13 protein-coding genes and 2 pseudogenes are annotated in these 18,556 nt (G+C 71.1%); 5 read left to right on the top strand and 10 right to left on the bottom strand.

Going from position 1 to position 18,556, the window contains the following annotated elements; genetic code table 11:
• Nucleotides 1-15: 15 nt before the first annotated feature.
• Nucleotides 16-1,233 carry an RNA-guided endonuclease InsQ/TnpB family protein gene (locus PYS65_RS05160; protein ID WP_279332580.1) on the bottom strand — a complete coding sequence of 406 codons (1,218 nt, stop codon included), beginning with the start codon at nt 1,231-1,233 and terminating at the stop codon, nt 16-18.
• A 26-nt stretch (nt 1,234-1,259) separates the two neighbouring features.
• Between PYS65_RS05160 and tnpA (PYS65_RS05155) the strand changes: the two genes are divergently transcribed.
• Entirely contained in the window at nt 1,260-1,676 is a 417-nt protein-coding gene (gene tnpA / locus PYS65_RS05155) for an IS200/IS605 family transposase (protein ID WP_279332579.1), read from the top strand.
• A 100-nt stretch (nt 1,677-1,776) separates the two neighbouring features.
• Here the strand turns inward: tnpA (PYS65_RS05155) and PYS65_RS05150 are convergent.
• The 3 genes and pseudogenes from PYS65_RS05150 to PYS65_RS05140 all read right to left on the bottom strand — a co-directional run.
• Nucleotides 1,777-2,173: pseudogene (locus PYS65_RS05150) on the bottom strand (rhamnogalacturonan endolyase family protein); the annotation flags it as partial.
• 87 nt (nt 2,174-2,260) lie between these two features.
• Nucleotides 2,261-3,019, bottom strand: coding sequence for a class I SAM-dependent methyltransferase (locus tag PYS65_RS05145; RefSeq protein ID WP_279332578.1), 759 nt, complete (start codon nt 3,017-3,019; stop codon nt 2,261-2,263).
• 5 nt (nt 3,020-3,024) lie between these two features.
• Complete coding sequence (locus tag PYS65_RS05140; RefSeq protein ID WP_279332577.1) at nt 3,025-3,330, bottom strand: 4a-hydroxytetrahydrobiopterin dehydratase; 306 nt, start codon at nt 3,328-3,330, stop codon at nt 3,025-3,027.
• Between the two features lie 257 nt (nt 3,331-3,587).
• Between PYS65_RS05140 and PYS65_RS05135 the strand changes: the two genes are divergently transcribed.
• Nucleotides 3,588-4,457, top strand: coding sequence for a helix-turn-helix domain-containing protein (locus PYS65_RS05135; RefSeq protein ID WP_279332576.1), 870 nt, complete (start codon nt 3,588-3,590; stop codon nt 4,455-4,457).
• Between the two features lie 94 nt (nt 4,458-4,551).
• On the opposite strand, the pseudogene tnpA (PYS65_RS05130) reads toward PYS65_RS05135, so the two are convergent.
• The 3 genes and pseudogenes from tnpA (PYS65_RS05130) to PYS65_RS05120 all read right to left on the bottom strand — a co-directional run.
• A pseudogene (gene tnpA, locus PYS65_RS05130) lies at nt 4,552-4,809 on the bottom strand (IS200/IS605 family transposase); the annotation flags it as partial.
• Between the two features lie 45 nt (nt 4,810-4,854).
• Nucleotides 4,855-7,536 (bottom strand): cellulose binding domain-containing protein, encoded by a 2,682-nt coding sequence (locus PYS65_RS05125; protein WP_279332575.1) that lies wholly within the window; start codon nt 7,534-7,536, stop codon nt 4,855-4,857.
• 166 nt (nt 7,537-7,702) lie between these two features.
• Nucleotides 7,703-10,618: a glycoside hydrolase family 48 protein gene (locus PYS65_RS05120; protein WP_279332574.1), complete on the bottom strand. Its 2,916-nt coding sequence runs from the start codon at nt 10,616-10,618 to the stop codon at nt 7,703-7,705.
• A 585-nt stretch (nt 10,619-11,203) separates the two neighbouring features.
• Here PYS65_RS05120 and PYS65_RS05115 point away from each other — a divergent pair.
• Both PYS65_RS05115 and PYS65_RS05110 read left to right on the top strand, forming a co-directional pair.
• Complete coding sequence (locus PYS65_RS05115) at nt 11,204-12,925, top strand: glycoside hydrolase family 6 protein (RefSeq protein ID WP_279332573.1); 1,722 nt, start codon at nt 11,204-11,206, stop codon at nt 12,923-12,925.
• 170 nt (nt 12,926-13,095) lie between these two features.
• Nucleotides 13,096-14,007, top strand: coding sequence for a class I SAM-dependent methyltransferase (locus PYS65_RS05110; protein WP_279332572.1), 912 nt, complete (start codon nt 13,096-13,098; stop codon nt 14,005-14,007).
• Nucleotides 14,008-14,117: 110 nt separating this feature from the next.
• Here the strand turns inward: PYS65_RS05110 and PYS65_RS05105 are convergent, their stop codons facing one another.
• Complete coding sequence (locus tag PYS65_RS05105) at nt 14,118-14,945, bottom strand: aldo/keto reductase (protein WP_279332571.1); 828 nt, start codon at nt 14,943-14,945, stop codon at nt 14,118-14,120.
• An 84-nt stretch (nt 14,946-15,029) separates the two neighbouring features.
• Nucleotides 15,030-15,968: a LysR family transcriptional regulator gene (locus PYS65_RS05100; protein ID WP_279337858.1), complete on the bottom strand. Its 939-nt coding sequence runs from the start codon at nt 15,966-15,968 to the stop codon at nt 15,030-15,032.
• Between the two features lie 221 nt (nt 15,969-16,189).
• On the opposite strand from PYS65_RS05100, the gene PYS65_RS05095 reads away from it, so the two are divergent.
• Nucleotides 16,190-17,248, top strand: a complete 1,059-nt coding sequence (locus PYS65_RS05095) for a bile acid:sodium symporter family protein (RefSeq protein WP_279332570.1) — start codon at nt 16,190-16,192, stop codon at nt 17,246-17,248.
• On the opposite strand, the gene PYS65_RS05090 is transcribed toward PYS65_RS05095, so the two are convergent.
• Nucleotides 17,184-18,452: a DUF4185 domain-containing protein gene (locus PYS65_RS05090; RefSeq protein WP_387039167.1), complete on the bottom strand. Its 1,269-nt coding sequence runs from the start codon at nt 18,450-18,452 to the stop codon at nt 17,184-17,186. The two genes, PYS65_RS05095 and PYS65_RS05090, sit on opposite strands and share 65 nt — an antisense overlap.
• Nucleotides 18,453-18,556 lie beyond the last annotated feature (104 nt).

Below are 18,556 nucleotides of genomic sequence, written 5' to 3'. Positions count from 1 at the left end.
CTTCCGCTCCCCGGCCTAGGGGCCGGGGATTCCTACCACGGTCGCCTGACCGTCTCGGTGGGTTCCTGCTTCAACGCGCTGTGCCGGCACGAGTACCGGTCTTATCTGCGCTCGACAGGCTGACACCGCCAGTCCGGCGGCCATGGCGACGTTGACCGCCGCGTTGATGTCCCGATCCAGAACGGTCCCGCAAGCTCCGCATTCCCATACGCGGACATGGAGGGGCTTGGGGCCATCCTTGACGCCGCACTGCGAGCAGACCTGGGAGGTCGGCTCGAACCGTCCGATGCGGTGGAAGCCGCGGCCGAACTTCGCGGCCTTGTACTCCAGCATCGTCACGAACGCGGACCATCCGGCGTCGTGCACGGACTTGGCCAAGCGTGTACGGGCGAGTCCCTTCACCGCCAGGTCCTCCACCGCGACCGCTTGGTTCTCGCGGATCAGCCGGGTGGAGAGCTGGTGGTGGAACTCGCGCCGTGCGTCGGCGACCTGCGCGTGAGCGCGGGCGACCTTGATGCGGGCCTTGTCCCGGTTGTTCGAGCCCTTCGCCTTGCGGCTGAGGGCCCGCTGTGCGCGCTTGAGCTTCTTCTCGGCCCGGCGCAGGAAGCGAGGAGCTTCGATCTTCGTGCCGTCGGACAGGACGGCGAAGTGCCCCAGCCCCAGGTCGATGCCGACGGCCTGATCGCTCTCGGCCGACGTGACGGGCCCGGTCTCCACAACGAAGCTCGCGAAGTACCTTCCGGCCGCGTCCTTGACCACGGTCACCGTGGAGGGGACCGAGGGAAGACTGCGGGACCACTTCACCCGCACGTCCCCGACCTTCGGCAAGGACAGGTCCCCGCCGGTGGTGATCTTCCAACGGGCGTTCGCAGTGAAACGTACAGCCTGCCGGTTGTCCCTGCGGCTCTTCAAGCGGGGCGCGCCCATACGCGGGCGCTTGCCCCTGAGGCTGTCGAAGAAGTTCCGGTACGCGGTGTCCAGGTCCCGCAGGGCCTGCTGGAGCACGACGGCGGAGACCTCACCGAGCCACGCGCGTTCTTCGGTGAGTTTGGCTTCGGTGATCAGCAGCTTGGACAGGTCCCCCGTCTTCAAGAACGCCTCGCCTGCGGCGCGGGCGGTCTCACGGGCGCGGAGCGCATCGTTGTAGACCACCCGCGCACACCCGAACGCCCTGGCCAGCGCTGAGCGCTGAGGACCGTTCGGGTACAGGCGGAAGCTGTACCGAAGCTGCATGCCGATCACCCTACTAAAGTTGGGTTATGACCGTGTATCAGAACATCCGTACTGGTAGACACTGTACTTTCGTCCTTCACGTGCACTTGGTTTTCGTGACGAAGTACCGGCACAAGGTTTTCAAGGACGCCCACCTGACGCGCATGGAGGAGATCATGCGGGCCGTCTGCGAGGACTTCGAATGCGAGCTGGTCGAGTTCAACGGCGAGAACAACCACGTCCACCTGCTCGTGAACTTCCCGCCGAAGGTCGCCCTGTCCAAGCTGGTCAACAGCCTCAAGGGCGTCAGTTCCCGCAGGCTCCGCCAGGAGTATCCAGAACTGGTCCAGCACTACTGGCGCGCACAGCGCCTGTGGTCCGGCTCCTACTTCGCCGGGTCGGCCGGCGGGGCTCCGCTGTCAATCGTGAAGCAGTACATCGAGCAGCAGAACCGGCCCGTCTGAGCCCAGGTCGACAGTGCGGACCCATGCGCACAGCGCGGGTCAGAGCACTCCTCAGAATCGCTTCACCACCGGGCTGAAGCCCGATGCACTGCGATTAGAGCCGGTAGCCGCCGCGGAACTGGACGGCGTGCACGGAGTCGCCCTGCTCGACGCCGTTCGCGACGGCGCGGACGGTGTTAGTCGGCGTGGGAGGGGGCGCCGGAGTGGAAGAAGGTGGTGGAGCCGGTGACCGGGCTGGAGTTGACCTTCGTACCGGCCCGGTGGACGGTGAAGGAGACGTTGTCCGGGACGGTGCCGGGCCGGCGCCGGCTGACCAGGTTTCCGCTGCCGTTGTACACGCTGACGACGCCTCGGTCGAGTCTCTTGACCTGCCGTGCAGTGGCGGCCTCGGCGGTGCCGGTGCCGAGGCCGGTGAGCCCGGCCGCGGCGAGGGCCGCGGCGGTGAGGACCGCGGGGAGGGCGAACCGGCGTCCGCGTTGCCTGTGGGGATGCTGCACGAGACGGACCTCCAGAAAGGACGAAGGGGTTTCGCCCCTCAGTCACCACCGGCCCCGCCCGGGTCGCCGCCCCCCCCGCACGGGAGTTCACCCGTTCCCGGGCACCGGCGGCTTCCGGTACGCCCGTAGCCGGAAGACCGGGTCCGGGCGGGGGCGGTCCTGGCCCGGGAGGGCGGCGAGGGCGGCGGCGAAGCCGTCGGCGCGCGGATCGCCGGGAGGCAGGGTGACGAACCAGCCGCGGCGCAGGTCGGCGATGGTACGGCGGGGACTGCGGCCCTGGCCGTGGCCCCGGAACACGCCCTGTCCGGCCGGGACCAGGCCGTGTTCGGCGGCGTGGGCCGTCACGTGTGCGGCGGCGTCGTGCACCGGGCTGCGCGGGCGGGCGGCGAGGACGGCGTCGATGTCGCTGCCCACGTTGTGCGAGGCGCCCTTGTCGACGGTGGTGACGTAGACCCCGCCGGGCCGCAGGACCCTGGCGCACTCGCCGACGATGGTCCGTACGTTTTTCGGGCCGGACAGCAGGTGCAGCAGCCACACGCTGACCACGGCGTCGAACCGAGCGTCGCCGAACGGCAGTCGGCGGCCGTCGGCGCGGACCACGGCACCGGGCAGCCGGGCCGCCGCCCTCCGGGCCATCGCCGGCGCGAGGTCGACACCGGTCACGCGCAGGCCGTCCCGGGCGGCGGGGATGCGCCGGGTCACGATGCCGGTGCCGCAGGCCGTGTCCAGCAGATCCCGCGCGTCGGCCGGTATCAGGTCCAGTACCGCCGCCGCGGCCGCGGCGGCCCGGGGCTCACCGCCGCGTGAGGCGTCGTACCGCTCCGCTTCCTCGTCGTAGTCGAGCACACACCTCAGTGTGCATCGTGACCGGTTGCCAAGTCCCGTACTCTGCACGCCAGTTCGAGGTCCTTCTCGGTGACGGCGCCGCCCGCGCTGTGCGTCTGGACGGCGAGGGACACGGTGTTGTAGCCGAGGGTGAGGTCGGAGTGGTGGTTCAGCTCCTCCTGTACCCGGGCGACGTGGACGACCATCGCCGTCGCCGCGAAGTGGGAGCCGAGCCGGTAGGAGCGGGTGAGGCGGCCGCCGTCGAGCGCCCAGCCCGGCAGGTCGGCCAGCCGCTCCTCGATCTCCTGCGGCGACAGCGGTTCGTCGGACATGGGCGCGCTCCTCTTCGGTCTCCTGCGGGCCGGTTCCTGCGGTGGCGGGGCTCTGTCCCAGCGTGCCACAGGAGGAGCGGTGAGACCCTGGTCAAGGCGGTGCGGCTCCCCCGTACGGTGCCTTCCCGGCCGAGGACCGGGACCGCCGGGAACGAGGGCGCCGGCCCGCGGCCCGTGAGAGGGTCGGTCCGGCATGGCAGACTGAACCGATGTCCGGGGGCCTGAACCGGTGTCCGGGGGCGTTGGGGAGACGTGGCGTGAGTGAACGGCGGGCCGCACCCACCGTGGGCCAGGTGGTGCTCGGCAGGCGGCTGCAGGAACTGCGGGAGACGGCGGGCCTCAGCCGTGAGGAGGCCGCCCGGGTCCTGCGGGTGGCACCCGCGACCGTACGGCGGATGGAGACGGCCGAGGTCGCGCTGAAGATCCCGTACGTCCAGATCCTGCTGACGGCCTACGGGGTGCGGCAGAGCGAGGCGGCCACGTTCATCGGGCTCGCGGAGGACGCGAACCGTCCGGGCTGGTGGCAGCGGTTCCACGACGTGCTGCCCGACTGGTTCAGCCTGTATGTGAGTCTCGAGGGCGCCGCCCGCATCATCCGGTCCTACGAGCCGCACTTCGTGCCGGGGCTGCTGCAGACGGAGGACTACGCGCGTGCCGTCCTGGAGGCCGGGACGATCGGGAACCAGGGGCCGGAGGCGGTCGAGCGGCATGTGTCGCTGCGTCTGGAGCGGCAGCGGCTCCTGGAGCGGCCGGACCCGCCCCACCTGTGGGTGATCATCGAGGAGACGGTGCTGCGGCGGCCGGTGAGCGTGGACGGCCGGGTGATGCGCGATCAGTTCGACAAGCTGCTGGAGTGGTCCGAGCGGGACCGGATCACGCTCCAGGTCGCCGAGTTCGCCGACGGCCCGCATCCGGGGACGTACGCGCCGTTCTCGCTGTTCCGTTTCGCCGAGCCGGAGCTGCCGGACATGGTGGTCACCGAGTACCTGACCGGCGCCCTGTACCTGGACTCCCGCAAGGAGGTCTCGGCGCATCTGGAGGTGCTGGACCACATGGTGGCGCGGGCCGCCACCACCCAGCACACCCAGAAGCTGCTGCGGGAGTCCCGGGACCGCTACCGGCTCTAATCGCAGTGCATCGGGCTTCAGCCCGGTGGTGAAGCGATTCTGAGGAGTGCTCTGACCCGCGCTGTGCGCATGGGTCCGCACTGTCGACCTGGGCTCAGACGGGCCGGTTCTGCTGCTCGATGTACTGCTTCACGATTGACAGCGGAGCCCCGCCGGCCGACCCGGCGAAGTAGGAGCCGGACCACAGGCGCTGTGCGCGCCAGTAGTGCTGGACCAGTTCTGGATACTCCTGGCGGAGCCTGCGGGAACTGACGCCCTTGAGGCTGTTGACCAGCTTGGACAGGGCGACCTTCGGCGGGAAGTTCACGAGCAGGTGGACGTGGTTGTTCTCGCCGTTGAACTCGACCAGCTCGCAGCGGACCGCGGCACGTGCCCCGTGGGCGTCCTCCCCGCCGGATCACGTCACCGTGCAGGCCCGCCCGTCCAGGTGGAAGGCGGCCGGGTCCGGGTTCGCCGCCGAACGGCTCGCCGTGAAGCCGAAGCCGACCGACGAACCCGCCGCGACGGTGCCGTTCCAGTCGGTGTTGCGCACCGTCACCGCCGAACCGGACTGTGTGTGGGCCCCGTTCCAGAGCTGGGAGACCCGCTGGCCGTCCGTGAACGACCAGCTCAGCGACCAGCCGTTCCAGGTCTTCGACCCGGTGTTGGTCACCCGGACCTGGGCCTGGAAACCGTCGGGCCACTGGTTGGTGATCTCGTAGGTCACGACGCAGGCACCCGTCGGCTCAGGCTCCGGATCCGGGCCGGGATCGGTGCCTGAGCCGCCGTCGTCCCCGCCCCCGGTGTCCGAGGTGTCGCCGTACACGATCCCGCGGCCGTTGGTCGCCACGTACACCCTGCCGTACACCCGCGGGTCGCCGGTGATCGCCGCACCCGTCCAACCCCACTGGTGGGCGTCGTCGTTGATGCGGGTCCAGCTCCGCCCCTGGTCCGTCGAGCGGAAGATGCCGCGCACGCCGTCGATCTTCGCGCTGGTGAAGACGGTCTGGTACGACGCGCCGGGGGCCGCCTTGCCGAAGCCGACGGTGTCCGCCTCGTCGACACCGGGCAGCCTGGTGAAGCTCTGCCCGCCGTCGGTGGAGTGCCACAGCCCGTACGCACCGTCGCTCGCCCCGCCGGCCAGCCAGATGTCGCCCTTCGCACCCGGCAGTGCCTTGAACCGCACGCTGTCACCGCTCGGCAGTCCGGTCGCGGGGGAGGCGGTGAAGGTGGCGCCGCCGTCCGTACTGACGTAGAACCTGCCGGACGTGAAGCCGTAGAACGTCTTCGGGTCCACCCGGTCGGACTCGACGACCGCTCCCTCGGGGATGCCGCTCGACGCCGACCACGACGTGCCGAAGCCGGTGGTGTGGTGCACCCCGGCGCCCTGCGGGCTCCACACGAAGCGGCTGCCGTCGGCGCCCGCCGCGACCGTGCCGCCGCCGCTGACGCCCGAAGGGTCCGTGCCCGCGAACCAGTGGGCGCCGTTGTCGGTCGAGAACGCGATGTGCGGGCCCGAGTCCAGGTTCCCCACCCGGACCACCGTGTCCGGGCCGGCCTCGGCGAAGTCCAGACTGGTGGTGGCGGTGAAGGCGGGCTGGGTGAACATCATCGACGGCACCTTCGTCAGGTCCGTGTGCCGGAAGCCGCCGATGTCGAGGAGCCCGCTGAGCAGCGGGGCGCCCGAGGGAGGAGAGGCGAGGTCGTTGACCGCCGTCTCCTCCAGCCCGCGCACCATGGGCGTGACGGTGAACGTGGCGTCGTCGTCCCAGTCCGTGAGGTTCTCCGTGCCGTAGACCGTCGCGCCCGTCCCGTACATCATGCGGTCCGAGTCGAACGGGTCGATCTCCAGCGCCTCGGTCATCCACCCCAGTTTCGGGCTCTGTTCGGGCGGTGAGGGGTGGGCGTCCCAGGTCAGCCACGGCACGGACGAGACGTCCATGGTGTAGCGGTTCTCCCGGTTCGGGTACGAGGTGTACTCCCATGCCTGCGTCCAGGTCGCACCGCTGTCCGTGGAGCGGAAGATCTGGGTGTCCGGCCACCAGGAGCTGTACGCCGTCGCCATGACCGTGCCCGGCCGCTGCCGGTCCACCGTCAGCCCGCTGAAGCCGTAGTAGGTGTCGGCCTCCGCCACCGGGCTGATGTCCGTCCAGGCGCCGGTCGCCGTGGCGTACCGGTACAGGCGGCCCTTGCCGCCGTCGTACGGGCCGCCGGTGTCGCTGTAGGCCAGGTACAGGTGACCGTTCTCGGCGTCGAGGACGCCCTTGTGGGCCAGGTGGCCCGTCGGCTGGCCGGCGAGGCGCTGCCAGGTCGCGCCCGCGTCCGTCGAACGGTAGACGGCGTTCTCCTTGTCGGCCACCCCGACGTAGATCGTCCTGGTCGCGCTTCCCGGCGTGCCCGTGGACTCGTCGAAGGTGACCCAGACGATGCCCTGGTTGTCACTGGCGTATCCGGAGGTGTCGCCCGGATCCTGCACGTAGGTGCCCGGGTTGGGGAAGGCCGTCACCTGCGACCAGCTCGCCCCCGAGTCCGTCGACCGCCACAGCCCCTTCCCGCTGGGCGCGCCCAGGTACAGCACGCTGTTGCGGTGGGGGTCGACCGCCAGGCGTTCCCCCATGCCCCGGCCCGGCATGTTCCCGCCCAGCTTGAACGGCAGGTCGGCCTTCCGCCAGCTCGCGCCCCGGTCGGTGGAGCGCAGCACCGCGCCGTTCCCCGGGTCCCAGTCGTTGGTGTACGTGCCGACCGCCGCGTACACCCGGTCGGGGTCGGCGGAGTCGGAGGCGATGCTGGCCACGCCCGTGTGGCCCCAGTCGTCCCAGCCGACCGAGTCCAGCAGCGGGGTCCAGGTCTTCGTCGACTCCTGCCACCGGTAGGCGCCGCCGATGTCGGTACGGGCGTAGGCCAGGTTCTTCTCGCTGCGGTTGAAGACGATGCCCGGCACGAAGCCGCCGCCGTCGATGCGGGCGTTCTTCCAGGTGTAGGTGTCGGCGGCGAGGGTGGTGGCCGGCTCCGGGGCGTCGGCGGCCAGGGCGGGCGGGCCGCCCGTGAGCAGGCCGGCCGCCAGTGCGAGCACGGCCGTCAGGACGCGGGTTCTTCGCACGGTGAGGTCCTTCCTCGGGGTGGGGGGAGAGGCAGGGAAAGAGGCACGGGAAGAGAGAGGGCGGCGTGCGAGGGCCGGGCGGGTCCCCCGTGCGCGAGGGGACCCGCCCGGCCGCCGTGGCCCCGGCGTCAGGTGCCGGGGCCGGCACACGGAGCGCCGGCGGGGGCTATTCGAGGAGCTCCGCGTACGAGCCCATGGCCAGGGCGATGTCGGCCTGGGCCCAGAACCGGTGGTACGTGAAGGTGGGCGCGGCTCCGCCCGCCAGATAGGACTCGATCTTCGACCAGGCCGGGTCGTCCTGGTAGAAGGACCGGATCGACGCGAAGGTCGACGACGAGTCGATCCTGTCGCCGTTCGGCATGGTGCCGCTCCAGCCGCTGGGGACGTACACCGGGTCGTCGAAGCGGTGGTAGTCGGCGCGGGTCTCCTCGACGGCGATGCCGAGTGCGTCCTGGTTGTTCTCCCACATGCCGTCCAGCAGCGCCTTCGCCGTGTCCGCCGCCTCCGTGTCACCGGAGCGGTCGGCGTAGTACGTCAGCGTCTTGGCGTAGGCCGCGGCCACCCCGACGTCGTCGGTGTAGTCGGCGACGGTGACGTGCAGCCCGCTGTTGGCGCCGGGCGAGGACGCGTTCCAGGTGTCGGGCCTGCCCGACCACTGGAGCGTGGACGGCATCAGGAACGAGCCGTCGGGGTTGACGGTGGTCTCGGACAGCGCCCAGTCCACCCACTTGTCGAGGACCGACTTGGCGAGTGCGTTGCCGGTCTGCTGGTACAGCTCGGCGACCCGCTCCATCGACCACGCCTGGAAGCCGAACCACTGGTTGGACGGCGGGTCGTGGTAGACCGGCTTCTCGTCGTAGTGCATGCCGTAGAAGGTCGGCGTGCCGGACGGCGGGGACGTGTACCGGCCCGCCCAGCTGTTGGTCGCGCCGCCCGCGATGCCGCCCTCGTCGGACTGCAGCCAGCGGTAGAACTCCAGCTGCCGCTGCATCGACTTGCCCCAGTCGTCCGCGCCCGTCGCCGACTTCGGCTTCAGCGGCGCGTGGTTGCTCAGCGCGTACGCCGCCAGGGGGTTCTGGTAGCCGCCGTGCGCGTGGCTGGAGCCGATGCGCCAGGCCCAGCCGGCCGAGGTGTCGGTGGCACCGCCCCAGGCGTAGTACCAGGACAGCAGGTAGTGCGAGGCGTCCTTGCCGGTACCGGCCGGGCAGGACGGACGGGTGCAGTTGCCGACCTTCTTGAAGTACTTGTCGTACATGGCGTAGCGCAGGTAGTCACCCATCTTCGCGGCCTTGCCGACGACCGCGGAGACCTGGGAGCCCTTGCCCTGCTCCTTGGCCCACAGGTCCGCCCAGTACGCGGCCTGCACGACCCGTGCGTCGGCGTCCGGGGCGTTGGTGAACTTCCACTGCTTGGCGTACGAGGCGTCCTTGGTGAACAGGTCCAGGTAGCCGTTGGCGCCGCCGTACTTGAAGGCGTCGCAGGTGGGCTGCGGGACGGTCTCCCACACCGACTCCTGCGGTCCGCGCTGGAAGGTGTTGATGTACGACGGCCCGGTGTCCGCCGGACCCGCCTCGCACTTGCCGGGCGAGTTGCCGTAGCCGTACACGTTGTCGACGTCCTGGATCCAGTGCATGCCGTAGACGTCGTCCGTGCCGTAGGCGGACTTCAGCTCGGCCGCGATCGGGTCGGGGCCGACGGAGACACCCGAGTCGAGCTGCGACGGGTACTCGTTCGGGGTGTCGTGCTCCGGCGCGTACGTGGCCGGCTTCGAGGGATTGTAGAAGGCGTTGGTCGGCTGGTCGGCGTGGGTCGGGATCGCGTACCGCTCCATGATGTCCCAGGCCTCGTTGAGCCTCGACCAGTCACCGGTCACCTTGCCGTACATCGCCTGGAGCCAGATCAGATAGCTGTACGCCTCCGAGGTGGTCTCGTGCCCGTGGTCCGGCGCCTCGACGATCAGCGTCTCCACCGAGTGGTACGGGATGCCCTCGGGGGAGAAGTAGCCGCTGGCCGGGTCGGTGATCTTCCCGTACAGCTCCAGGAAGCGGGCGTCGTACGTCTTCGCCGCGCCCAGCTGTGTCACCGTGACCGCCGCCTTGGCGTGGCCGGGTGCCGAGGACTCGAAGACGGCCGAGCCGCTGCCCGAGGCGTCGGCGGCGATGGTCACCCGCTGCGCGGTGTTCCAGTTCGACGGGGTGAAGGTGAGCGAGCCGCCGGCGGACACCGACAGGCCCGAGTTGCCGCTCGCCCGGGTCGTCGTGACGGTCGTGTTCGCGCTCGGCTGCTTGGACAGCTTCACCTCGTACGTGCCCGACTTGCCCTGCTGCACGCCCAGTTGGGACGGAGTGGCGACCACAGCGGGGCCCGAGGCGACGGTGATGCCGACCGGGGTGGAGCTCGCGGAGGCTCCCAGGCTGTCGTACGCCTTCGCCGTCAGTGAATGACTGCCCACGGACAATTCGGCGACGGAAAGGGTGAAGGGCGCGCTCGTGTCCGTGCCCAGCAGCCGGGTGTCGTCGTAGAACTCCACCTTGCTGATGGTGGCGTTGTCGGCCGCCGCGGCGGTCGCCGCGAGCGGGACCGGCTCGCCCCGGGTGTAGACGGCGCCGGCCTCCGGGCTGGTCAGCACGGTGATCGGCGGCTGGTGGGCCCCGGTGCAGGGGGTGCCGTTGATCGCGAAGGACGTGGGTGCGGCGTTGCCGCCGCTGTAGGCGAACTGCGCGCCGGTGGTGACGGCGCCACCGGCCGCGATCCGCGCGTTGTGCCCGGCGTCCCGTACGGTCACGGTCTTCCCGGACTGGCTCCAGCTGCCGTTCCAGCCGTTCACGAGTTGCTGGTTGCCCGTGTAGGCGTAGGTGAGGGTCCAGCCGTCGATGGAGTCCGCGGCTCGGTTGGTGAGGGTCAGATCCGCGGTGAAACCGGAACCCCAGTCATTGGTCCGGTAGTCCACGCTGCACTGGACAGCCGCAGCCTGAGCGGGTGTCGATCCTGAGGACAGCATGGTCAGCGGAAGCGTGAGAGCGGCCGCCGCGGCGGTCCACAGCCGCCGCACGCCGCGGCGTCTTCTGGGTGGGGGGCGCATGGTGCTGGTTCCTCCTGCGACTCGGAGAGGTCAAGGCTTGAACCAGTGGGAGCGCTCCCATAGTGGGGACGGGGTCCAGGGCGGTCAAGGCTTGTGAAGAGTCGAAAAGATTCGATGGTCCGAGTTGGGCGAAAGTCGGTGACTCCCCTGTTCTTTGCCGTCACTTGGCGCTAGCTTCATGGCACCAGTGGGAGCGGTTCCATCAGTCGACGCGTCCGTCACGGCGCGTTTGAGCTGCAAGGAGTCGCTCATGCGGCACCCCCCGCGTTCAGTACTTATAGCCCCGCCCCCCAGCCATGCCCGGTGGAGCACTCCGCCACCGTCTCCCCGAGGGACGCCGGCACCGGATCCGCGGTGTCCCGGCTCGACGGCGCCACCCGTACCCCCGACGCGGGGACAGCGCACTCCTGTGGGACCCCTCATGGCCGGTCCGGCCCCGAACATCCCGGACCGCGGACCGGACTCCGTCCTGATCCCGAGCCCCGAGGCACCCCCACGCCGTACGGCACCGGGCCGCGCGAGCCACGCGCGCCCCGACGGACAGCCCTCTTCGGACAGCCCCCTACGGATAGGAAACCCGCACTCATGAGTCGTACCAGAACCGCGCTTCTCGCTGCCATGGCGCTGGTCGCCGGTGCCGCCGGGACGGCCTACGCCGCCGTCCCCGGCGACGTCGGCGCCGCCGCCGTCCCCTGCACCGTCGACTACCGGGTGCAGAACCAGTGGGACACCGGCTTCACCGCCGCCGTGACCGTCACCAACCTCGGCTCCGCCAAGTCCTCGTGGCAGCTGAAGTGGTCCTACGCCGGCAACCAGCGGGTCACCAGCGGCTGGAACGCCAAGATCACCCAGTCCGGTACCGGTGTCACCGCCGCCAACGAGTCCTACAACGGCGCGCTGGGCACCGGTGGTTCGGCCAGCTTCGGCTTCCAGGGCACCTACAGCGGCAGCAACGCGATTCCCGCCACCTTCACGCTCGACGGTGTCACGTGCAACGTCGACGACGGCGGCCCGACCGACCCCACGGACCCGACCGATCCGACCGACCCCGGCAGCCGGGTCGACAACCCCTACAGCGGCGCCAAGGTGTACGTGAACCCCGAGTGGTCCGCGAACGCGGCAGCCGAACCGGGCGGCAGCCGCATCGCGAACCAGCCCACCGGTGTCTGGCTGGACCGCACCGCCGCCATCAACGGGGCCAACGGCAAGATGGGGCTGCGTGCCCACCTCGACGAGGCCCTGCGGCAGAAGGGCTCGGGCGAACTCGTCTTCCAGGTGGTCATCTACAACCTGCCCGGCCGTGACTGCTCCGCCCTCGCCTCCAACGGCGAACTCGGCCCCACGGAGATCGACAAGTACAAGACGCAGTACATCGACCCGATCGCCAAGATCCTCGCCGACCCGAAGTACGCCTCGCTGCGGATCGTCACCACGGTCGAGATCGACTCGCTGCCCAACCTGGTCACCAACGTCTCCCCGCGGGCCACCGCCACGCCCGACTGCGATGTGATGAAGGCCAACGGCAACTACGTCAAGGGCGTGGGCTACGCCCTGAACAAGCTCGGCGACGTGCCCAACGTCTACAACTACGTGGACGCCGGCCACCACGGCTGGCTGGGCTGGGACGACAACTTCGGGGCCTCCGCCCAGGTCTTCAAGCAGGCCGCCACCGCCGAGGGCGCGACCGTGGCCGACGTCCACGGCTTCATCGCCAACACCGCCAACTACAGCGCGCTCAAGGAGAACAACTTCTCGATCGACCAGACCGTGGCCGGCAAGTCCGTGCGCGAGTCCAAGTGGGTCAGCTGGAACCGTTACGTCGACGAGCTGTCGTACGCCAAGGCCCTGCGCCAGGAGCTGGTCTCGCTCGGCTTCGACTCGAAGATCGGCATGCTGATCGACACCTCCCGCAACGGCTGGGGCGGTACCGCCCGGCCCGCCGGGCCCGGCGCCACGACCAGCGTGGACACCTACGTCGACGGCGGCCGCTACGACCGTCGATTCAACACGGGCAACTGGTGCAACCAGAAGGGTGCGGGCCTCGGAGAGCGGCCGAAGGCCGCACCGGAGCCCGGGATCGACGCCTACGTGTGGATGAAGCCCCCGGGCGAGTCCGATGGCGCGAGCAAGGTCATCGACAACGACGAGGGCAAGGGTTTCGACCGGATGTGCGACCCGACGTACACGGGTAACCCGAGGAACGACAACAGCATGTCGGGCGCCCTGCCGGACGCCCCGATCTCCGGGCACTGGTTCTCCGCCCAGTTCCAGGAGCTGATGAGGAACGCGTACCCGCCGCTGTCCTGACCGGCCGACCCCTGGTCCGCCGGGGCCGAGGGACCGGGCCGCGCGCCCGTCCCCGGCCCCGGCGGACCGACCCGTTTCGGGAAACCGTTTTGCGAAAGCGGCAACATCATTGGCCCCTGCCCGGTGCGTCGGCGCACTCTGTGCGCATCCGAGCGGAGAGGCTGACCACCATGGCGCACCACCATCACCACCAGCACGAGCACCCGGGCACGGACACGGGTGCGGACACGCACACGCACACCGACATCGACTGGGCGGAGATGGCCGCCCTGCTCGAATCGGAGGCCGAACTGTTCACGCCCCTGTACGAGCGGGCCCTCGGCTGGCTCGCGAAGGAGGTGACGGAACCGGGACTGATCGTGGACGCGGGCAGTGGGCCGGGCGTCATCGCGTGCCTGTTCGCCGAGGTCTTCGAGGGTGCCCGCATCGTGGCCGCCGACGGTTCCGCCCCGCTGCTGGAGCGGGCGGCGGAGCGCGCCGCCCGGTACGGCGTCGGCGACCGCTTCGGCACCCTCGCCGGTGAACTGCCCGGTGTGCTCGACGAACTGGAGTACCCCGCCGACCTGTTGTGGGCCAGCCGCAGCGTCCACCACCTGGGCGACCAGCGCGCCGCACTCGCCGCCTACGCCGCCCGGCTCGCGCCCGGCGGCACGCTGGCCGTGATGGAGGGCGGGCTGCCCACCCGGTTCCTGCCGCGCGACATCGGCATCGGCCGGCCCGGACTCCAGGCCCGCATGGACGCCGTGGAGGCCGACTGGTTCACCCGCATGCGCGCCGAACTGCCGGACTCCGTCGCGCACACCGAGGACTGGCCGGCGCTGCTGACCGCGGTCGGTCTGCACCACACCCGCTCCCGCACCTTCCTCCTCGACCTCCCCGCCCCGGCCGACGACCGTGTCCGTGCCCACGTCGTCGAGAGGCTCACCCGCACCCGCGACAGACTCTCCGGGGAACTGGACGCCGACGACCGCGCCACCCTCGACCGCCTCCTCGACCCGGCCGACGAGGCGAGCCTCCACCAGCGCCCCGACGTCTTCTACCTGGCGGCCCACACGGTCCACACGGCCGTCCGCCCGGTGTAGGACCCGTCCGGGCCGGTGGCGCCACATGGACGCGGCGGCCTCCCCCGCACAGGGGAGGCCGCCGCATCCGTGTCCCGGAGGACCGGGGCACCCGGAGGCCGGTCCGGAGATCAGTTCAGCGTCGCCGGGTCCGGGCCCAGCCGCCGGCCCTCGTCGAGGGCACTGATCGCCGCGAGGTCCTCGGTGTCCAGGCTGAACCCGAAGACGTCGATGTTCTCCTCGATGCGGGACGGCGTCACCGACTTGGGGATGACGACGTTGCCGAGCTGGATGTGCCAGCGCAGCACGACCTGGGCGGGAGTACGGCCGTGCTTCTGCGCGATGGCCACGATCGCCGGGACCTCCAGCAGGCCCTTGCCCTGGCCCAGCGGCGACCAGGCCTCGGTGGCGATGCCCTGCTGCGCGTGGTACTCGCGGGCGGCGCGCTGCTGAAGATGCGGGTGCAGCTCGATCTGGTCGACCGCCGGCACGACCGACGTCTCGGCGATCAGGTGCTCCAGGTGCTCGCGCTGGAAGTTCGACACGCCGATGGCGCGGACCCGGCCCTCGGCGTAGAGCTTCTCGAACGCCCGGTACGTGTCGACGTAGCGGCCCCGGGCCGGCGTCGGCCAGTGGATGAGGTACAGATCCACATGGTCCAGCCCGAGCTTCGACAGGGACGCGTCGAAGGCGCGCAGGGTGGAGTCGTAACCGTGGTCGGTGTTCCAGAGCTTGGTGGTGACGAAGAGGTCCTCGCGGGGGACCCCCGAGGCCGCGATCGCCCGGCCCGTGCCCTCCTCGTTGCCGTACGCCGCCGCGGTGTCGATGCTGCGGTAGCCCGCCTCCAGTGCCGCCGCGACGGCCGTCTCGGCCTCCGCGTCCGGCACCTGCCAGACGCCGAAGCCCAGTTGGGGCATCTCGACGCCGTTGTTCAGAGTGATCGGGGGGACCTTGCTCACGAGCTCTCGATCCTTCGGGTGGTGATCGGATGACACGCCCATCGTCAACGATCATGGCTCCCGATGCATTCCGGACGGCACGACTCACCTGCGGTACAGCGCCGCCGCCTCCGCTTCCTCCGCTTCCGCCGTCGCCTCCTTCTCGTACGCCTTCTCGACGGCCCTGCGCTTCAACCGGTCCCCGCCCGCCAGGATCGCCGCCGCCAGCGCGTGCGCCGCACCCTGCGCCGAGGGGCGCCGCCGGCCGTGCGCCACCACGAAGTCCACCCGGCCCGGCTCCGGCAGCCCCGCCCGGTCCGGTATCCGCACCAGCCCCGGCGGGATCAGCCCGCGCGAGTGCACCATCACGCCGAGCCCGGCGTGGGCCGCCGCGAGCAGGCCGTTGAGGCTGCCGCTGGTGCACACGATCCGCCACGCGCGGCCCTGCCGCTCCAGCGCCCGCAGCGCGAGCTCGCGGGTGATGCCCGGCGGCGGATAGACGATCAGCGGCACCGGACGGCCCGGTTCCAGGCGCAGCCCCCGCGCGCCGATCCACACCAGTTCGTCGCGCCACACCAGCTCACCCCGGGGGTCCTTCGGCCGCCGCTTGGCCAGCACCAGGTCCAGCTCGCCCGCGGCCAGCTTCTCGTGCAGCGTGCCCGACAGCTCGACCGTGAGCTCCAGGTCGACCTCCGGGTGCTCGTACCGGAACCGCTCCAGGATCTCCGGCAGCCTGGTCAGGACGAAGTCCTCCGACGCGCCGAACCGCAGCCGGCCGCGCAGCCGGGTGCCGGCGAAGAACTGCGCCGCCTGCTCGTGCACGTCCAGGATCCGCCGGGCGAAGCCGAGCATCGCCTCGCCGTCCTCGGTGAGCTCCACGGAGTGGGTGTCCCGGGTGAACAGCTGCCGCCCGGTGGCGTCCTCCAGGCGCCGCACGTGCTGGCTGACCGTGGACTGCCGCAGCCCGAGGCGCCGGGCGGCCCGGGTGAAGGACAGCGTGTGCGCCACGGACAGGAACGTCCGCAGCTGCGTCGGGTCGTACATCTCGGTCTCGGACACCCCGGCAGGTTATCGCGGAACGCGATGACAGTGAGAGCGGTGTACGGGATTCCCGATCACGGCGGGAGGGAGCAGGATGGAGAGGGGCTTGCCGTGCTCGCGCGGCGGAGCCCCGAAGAACGGCCGAGCGGCCCGAGGAGTCCCGAAGTGCCCCGAGTGAACGGAGCAAGTGAAACACCGTGAAACGCCCGCACCGGCCGAGTCGGATGCCGATCGACCCGTACATCCTGCTCCTGCTCGGGACGGTGGGCCTGGCCGCACTGCTCCCGGCCCGCGGCACCGGCGCCGAGCTCGCCTCCGGTGCCTCCACCGCCGCCATCGCCCTCCTCTTCTTCCTCTACGGCGCCCGGCTCTCCACCCGTGAGGCACTGGACGGACTGAGACACTGGCGGCTCCACGGCACCGTCCTGGCCTGCACTTTCCTCGTCTTCCCGCTGCTCGGCCTGGCCGCCCGCGGGTTCGTCCCGGTCCTGCTGACCGACCCCCTGTACCAGGGCCTGCTCTTCCTCACGCTCGTCCCGTCCACCGTCCAGTCGTCCATCGCCTTCACCTCCCTCGCCCGCGGCAACGTGCCCGCCGCGATCTGCGCCGGCTCCTTCTCCTCGCTCGTCGGCATCGTGGCGACCCCCCTGCTCGCGGCGGTGCTGCTGGGCGGGGGCGCCGGCGGGTTCTCCGCCGGCTCGGTGACGAAGATCGTGCTGCAACTGCTGGTGCCGTTCGTCGCCGGACAGGTGCTGCGCCGCTGGATCGGGGGGTTCGTCACCCGCCACCGCAAGGTGCTCGCCCTGGTCGACCGGGGCTCGATCCTGCTCGTCGTCTACACCGCGTTCAGCCAGGGAATGGTGCGGGGCGTCTGGAACCAGGTGAGTCCGGCCCGGCTGGGCGGCCTGCTCGCCGTCGAGGCCGTCCTGCTGGCCGTGATGCTGCTGCTGACCTGGTACGGCGCCAAGGCGCTGAGGTTCGGCCGGGCGGACCGGATCGCGATCCAGTTCGCGGGTTCGAAGAAGTCCCTGGCCGCCGGACTGCCCATGGCGAGCGTGCTGTTCGGCGCGCAGGCCTCGCTGGCCGTGCTGCCGCTGATGCTGTTCCACCAGATGCAGCTGATGGTCTGCGCGGTGATCGCCGGACGCCGCTCGCACGACCCCGACCCCCTCGACGCGGGGACCGCCGAGGCCGCGGCCGTGGCCGAGGACGTGGACGTCACCGTCCGGATCCCAGTCGGACCGTCACGAACCGGGGCCGGTACAGGGACACGTTCCGGCTGAGCGGCACCGCGGCGCCGGACGGCTCGAGCAGGTTGACGTCGTAGCTGAGCACCAGCCGTCCGTCGTCGCTCAGTTCCGGGTGGGCCTGTGGGTTGTAGGCGCCGGTCCCACCGTGCGGCAGCGCGGGAGCGAACTCCTTCCCCGGTCCGTGCCACGGGCCGGCGGGGGAGCAGGACCAGTACGACGCCACCGTGGTCAGCCCCTCGACGCCCGCGGCCATCGTGAACAGGACGTACCGCCCGTCGTCCCGCACCACGGAGAAGGCGCTGCCCACGCCGGTGCGGTGTCCGTCGCCGAGGACCGGGCGCGGGCGGGCGCGGGTCTGCCAGGCCGAGCCGTCCCAGTACTCCCAGGCCGCCGGATCGGCGAGCCCGCCCTCCACGACCCGCGCCACGTACGCGTGGGAGGCCCCGCGGGAGACGGCCCGGCCGTCGTCGCCGCCGAAGACGTACGTCCAGCCGTCCTCCTCGACCAGGGTGGTGCCGAACAGGACCCGGCGGGACGGATCGGGGACGCTCCGCTGGTCGAGCACCTCCACCACCGACTCCAGGCGCAGCTCGGGCAGGGAGAGCGTGGCGACCTCGGTGGCGGTGGGCACGCCGTAGATCCACGGGGACTGCCCGGCCGTACGCACCCACAGCGCGACCCGGACGACCCGCTCCGCGGAGCCGGGGGAACGGGGCTCGACCCGGGCGGCGACCGGCCAGCGCCACTGGTCCGGCGCGGGGTCGGGGAAGAGCGGGGCGGGGAGGGTGGTCTCCAGCCGGCCGTCGCGCATCAGCACGGCCGAGTTGCGCACCAGTGGAGTGGCGGGGTCCCGCCAGGCGTGGGACTCGCCGACCGGGTTGGGCGGACCGTACACGTGGCCCAGGTAGGTGTCGGAGAACAGCCACAGCAGCCGGCCGTCGGGCAGCCGCACCGAGTGGGTGCCGTCGCCGCCCGTCCAGTCGTCGGTGCGTGCGGCGTCGTCGCCGTAGCGGGCGAACTCGGCGGTGAGGGCGTCCTCCGCCGCCCAGGAGGCGACGGTGCGCGGCGCGCAGACGCCGTCGTTCCGTCCCCGGTCGTCGTTCTCCGGCAGGACGAAGAGCAGCACGGCGCCGAGGACCAGCGCCAGCGCCGCCGCGAGCAGCAGACGCGTCGCCGCCGTCCCCCTCCGTGGGCGCATCCCTGCTCGTACGCCTGCTCGTGCTGTGTCGTCGGGCACACCCCGGGACGCTAGTGGCCGAAGTGGCCCGGGTCCACGGCGCGGTGGTCACACATCGAGGCGGGGTCCCCACGGCGCAGGGGGCGCTCCCCGCCGGGAGGGAC

The sequence above is a fragment of the Streptomyces cathayae genome, assembly GCF_029760955.1.
GTDB lineage: Bacteria > Actinomycetota > Actinomycetes > Streptomycetales > Streptomycetaceae > Streptomyces > Streptomyces cathayae.
The sequence above is the reverse complement of the archived record's forward strand: the minus strand, read 5'-3'. Positions and strand labels throughout refer to the sequence as shown.

Bases quoted from the DNA above. Each gene is read 5' to 3' on its own strand.
- PYS65_RS05160 (WP_279332580.1), bottom strand. From the start codon at position 1,233: ATGCAGCTTCGGTACAGCTTCCGCCTGTACCCGAACGGTCCTCAGCGC.
- tnpA (WP_279332579.1), top strand. From the start codon at position 1,260: ATGACCGTGTATCAGAACATCCGTACTGGTAGACACTGTACTTTCGTC.
- PYS65_RS05140 (WP_279332577.1), bottom strand. From the start codon at position 3,330: ATGTCCGACGAACCGCTGTCGCCGCAGGAGATCGAGGAGCGGCTGGCC.
- PYS65_RS05120 (WP_279332574.1), bottom strand. From the start codon at position 10,618: ATGCGCCCCCCACCCAGAAGACGCCGCGGCGTGCGGCGGCTGTGGACC.
- PYS65_RS05115 (WP_279332573.1), top strand. From the start codon at position 11,204: ATGAGTCGTACCAGAACCGCGCTTCTCGCTGCCATGGCGCTGGTCGCC.
- PYS65_RS05110 (WP_279332572.1), top strand. From the start codon at position 13,096: ATGGCGCACCACCATCACCACCAGCACGAGCACCCGGGCACGGACACG.
- PYS65_RS05100 (WP_279337858.1), bottom strand. From the start codon at position 15,968: ATGTACGACCCGACGCAGCTGCGGACGTTCCTGTCCGTGGCGCACACG.
- PYS65_RS05095 (WP_279332570.1), top strand. From the start codon at position 16,190: ATGCCGATCGACCCGTACATCCTGCTCCTGCTCGGGACGGTGGGCCTG.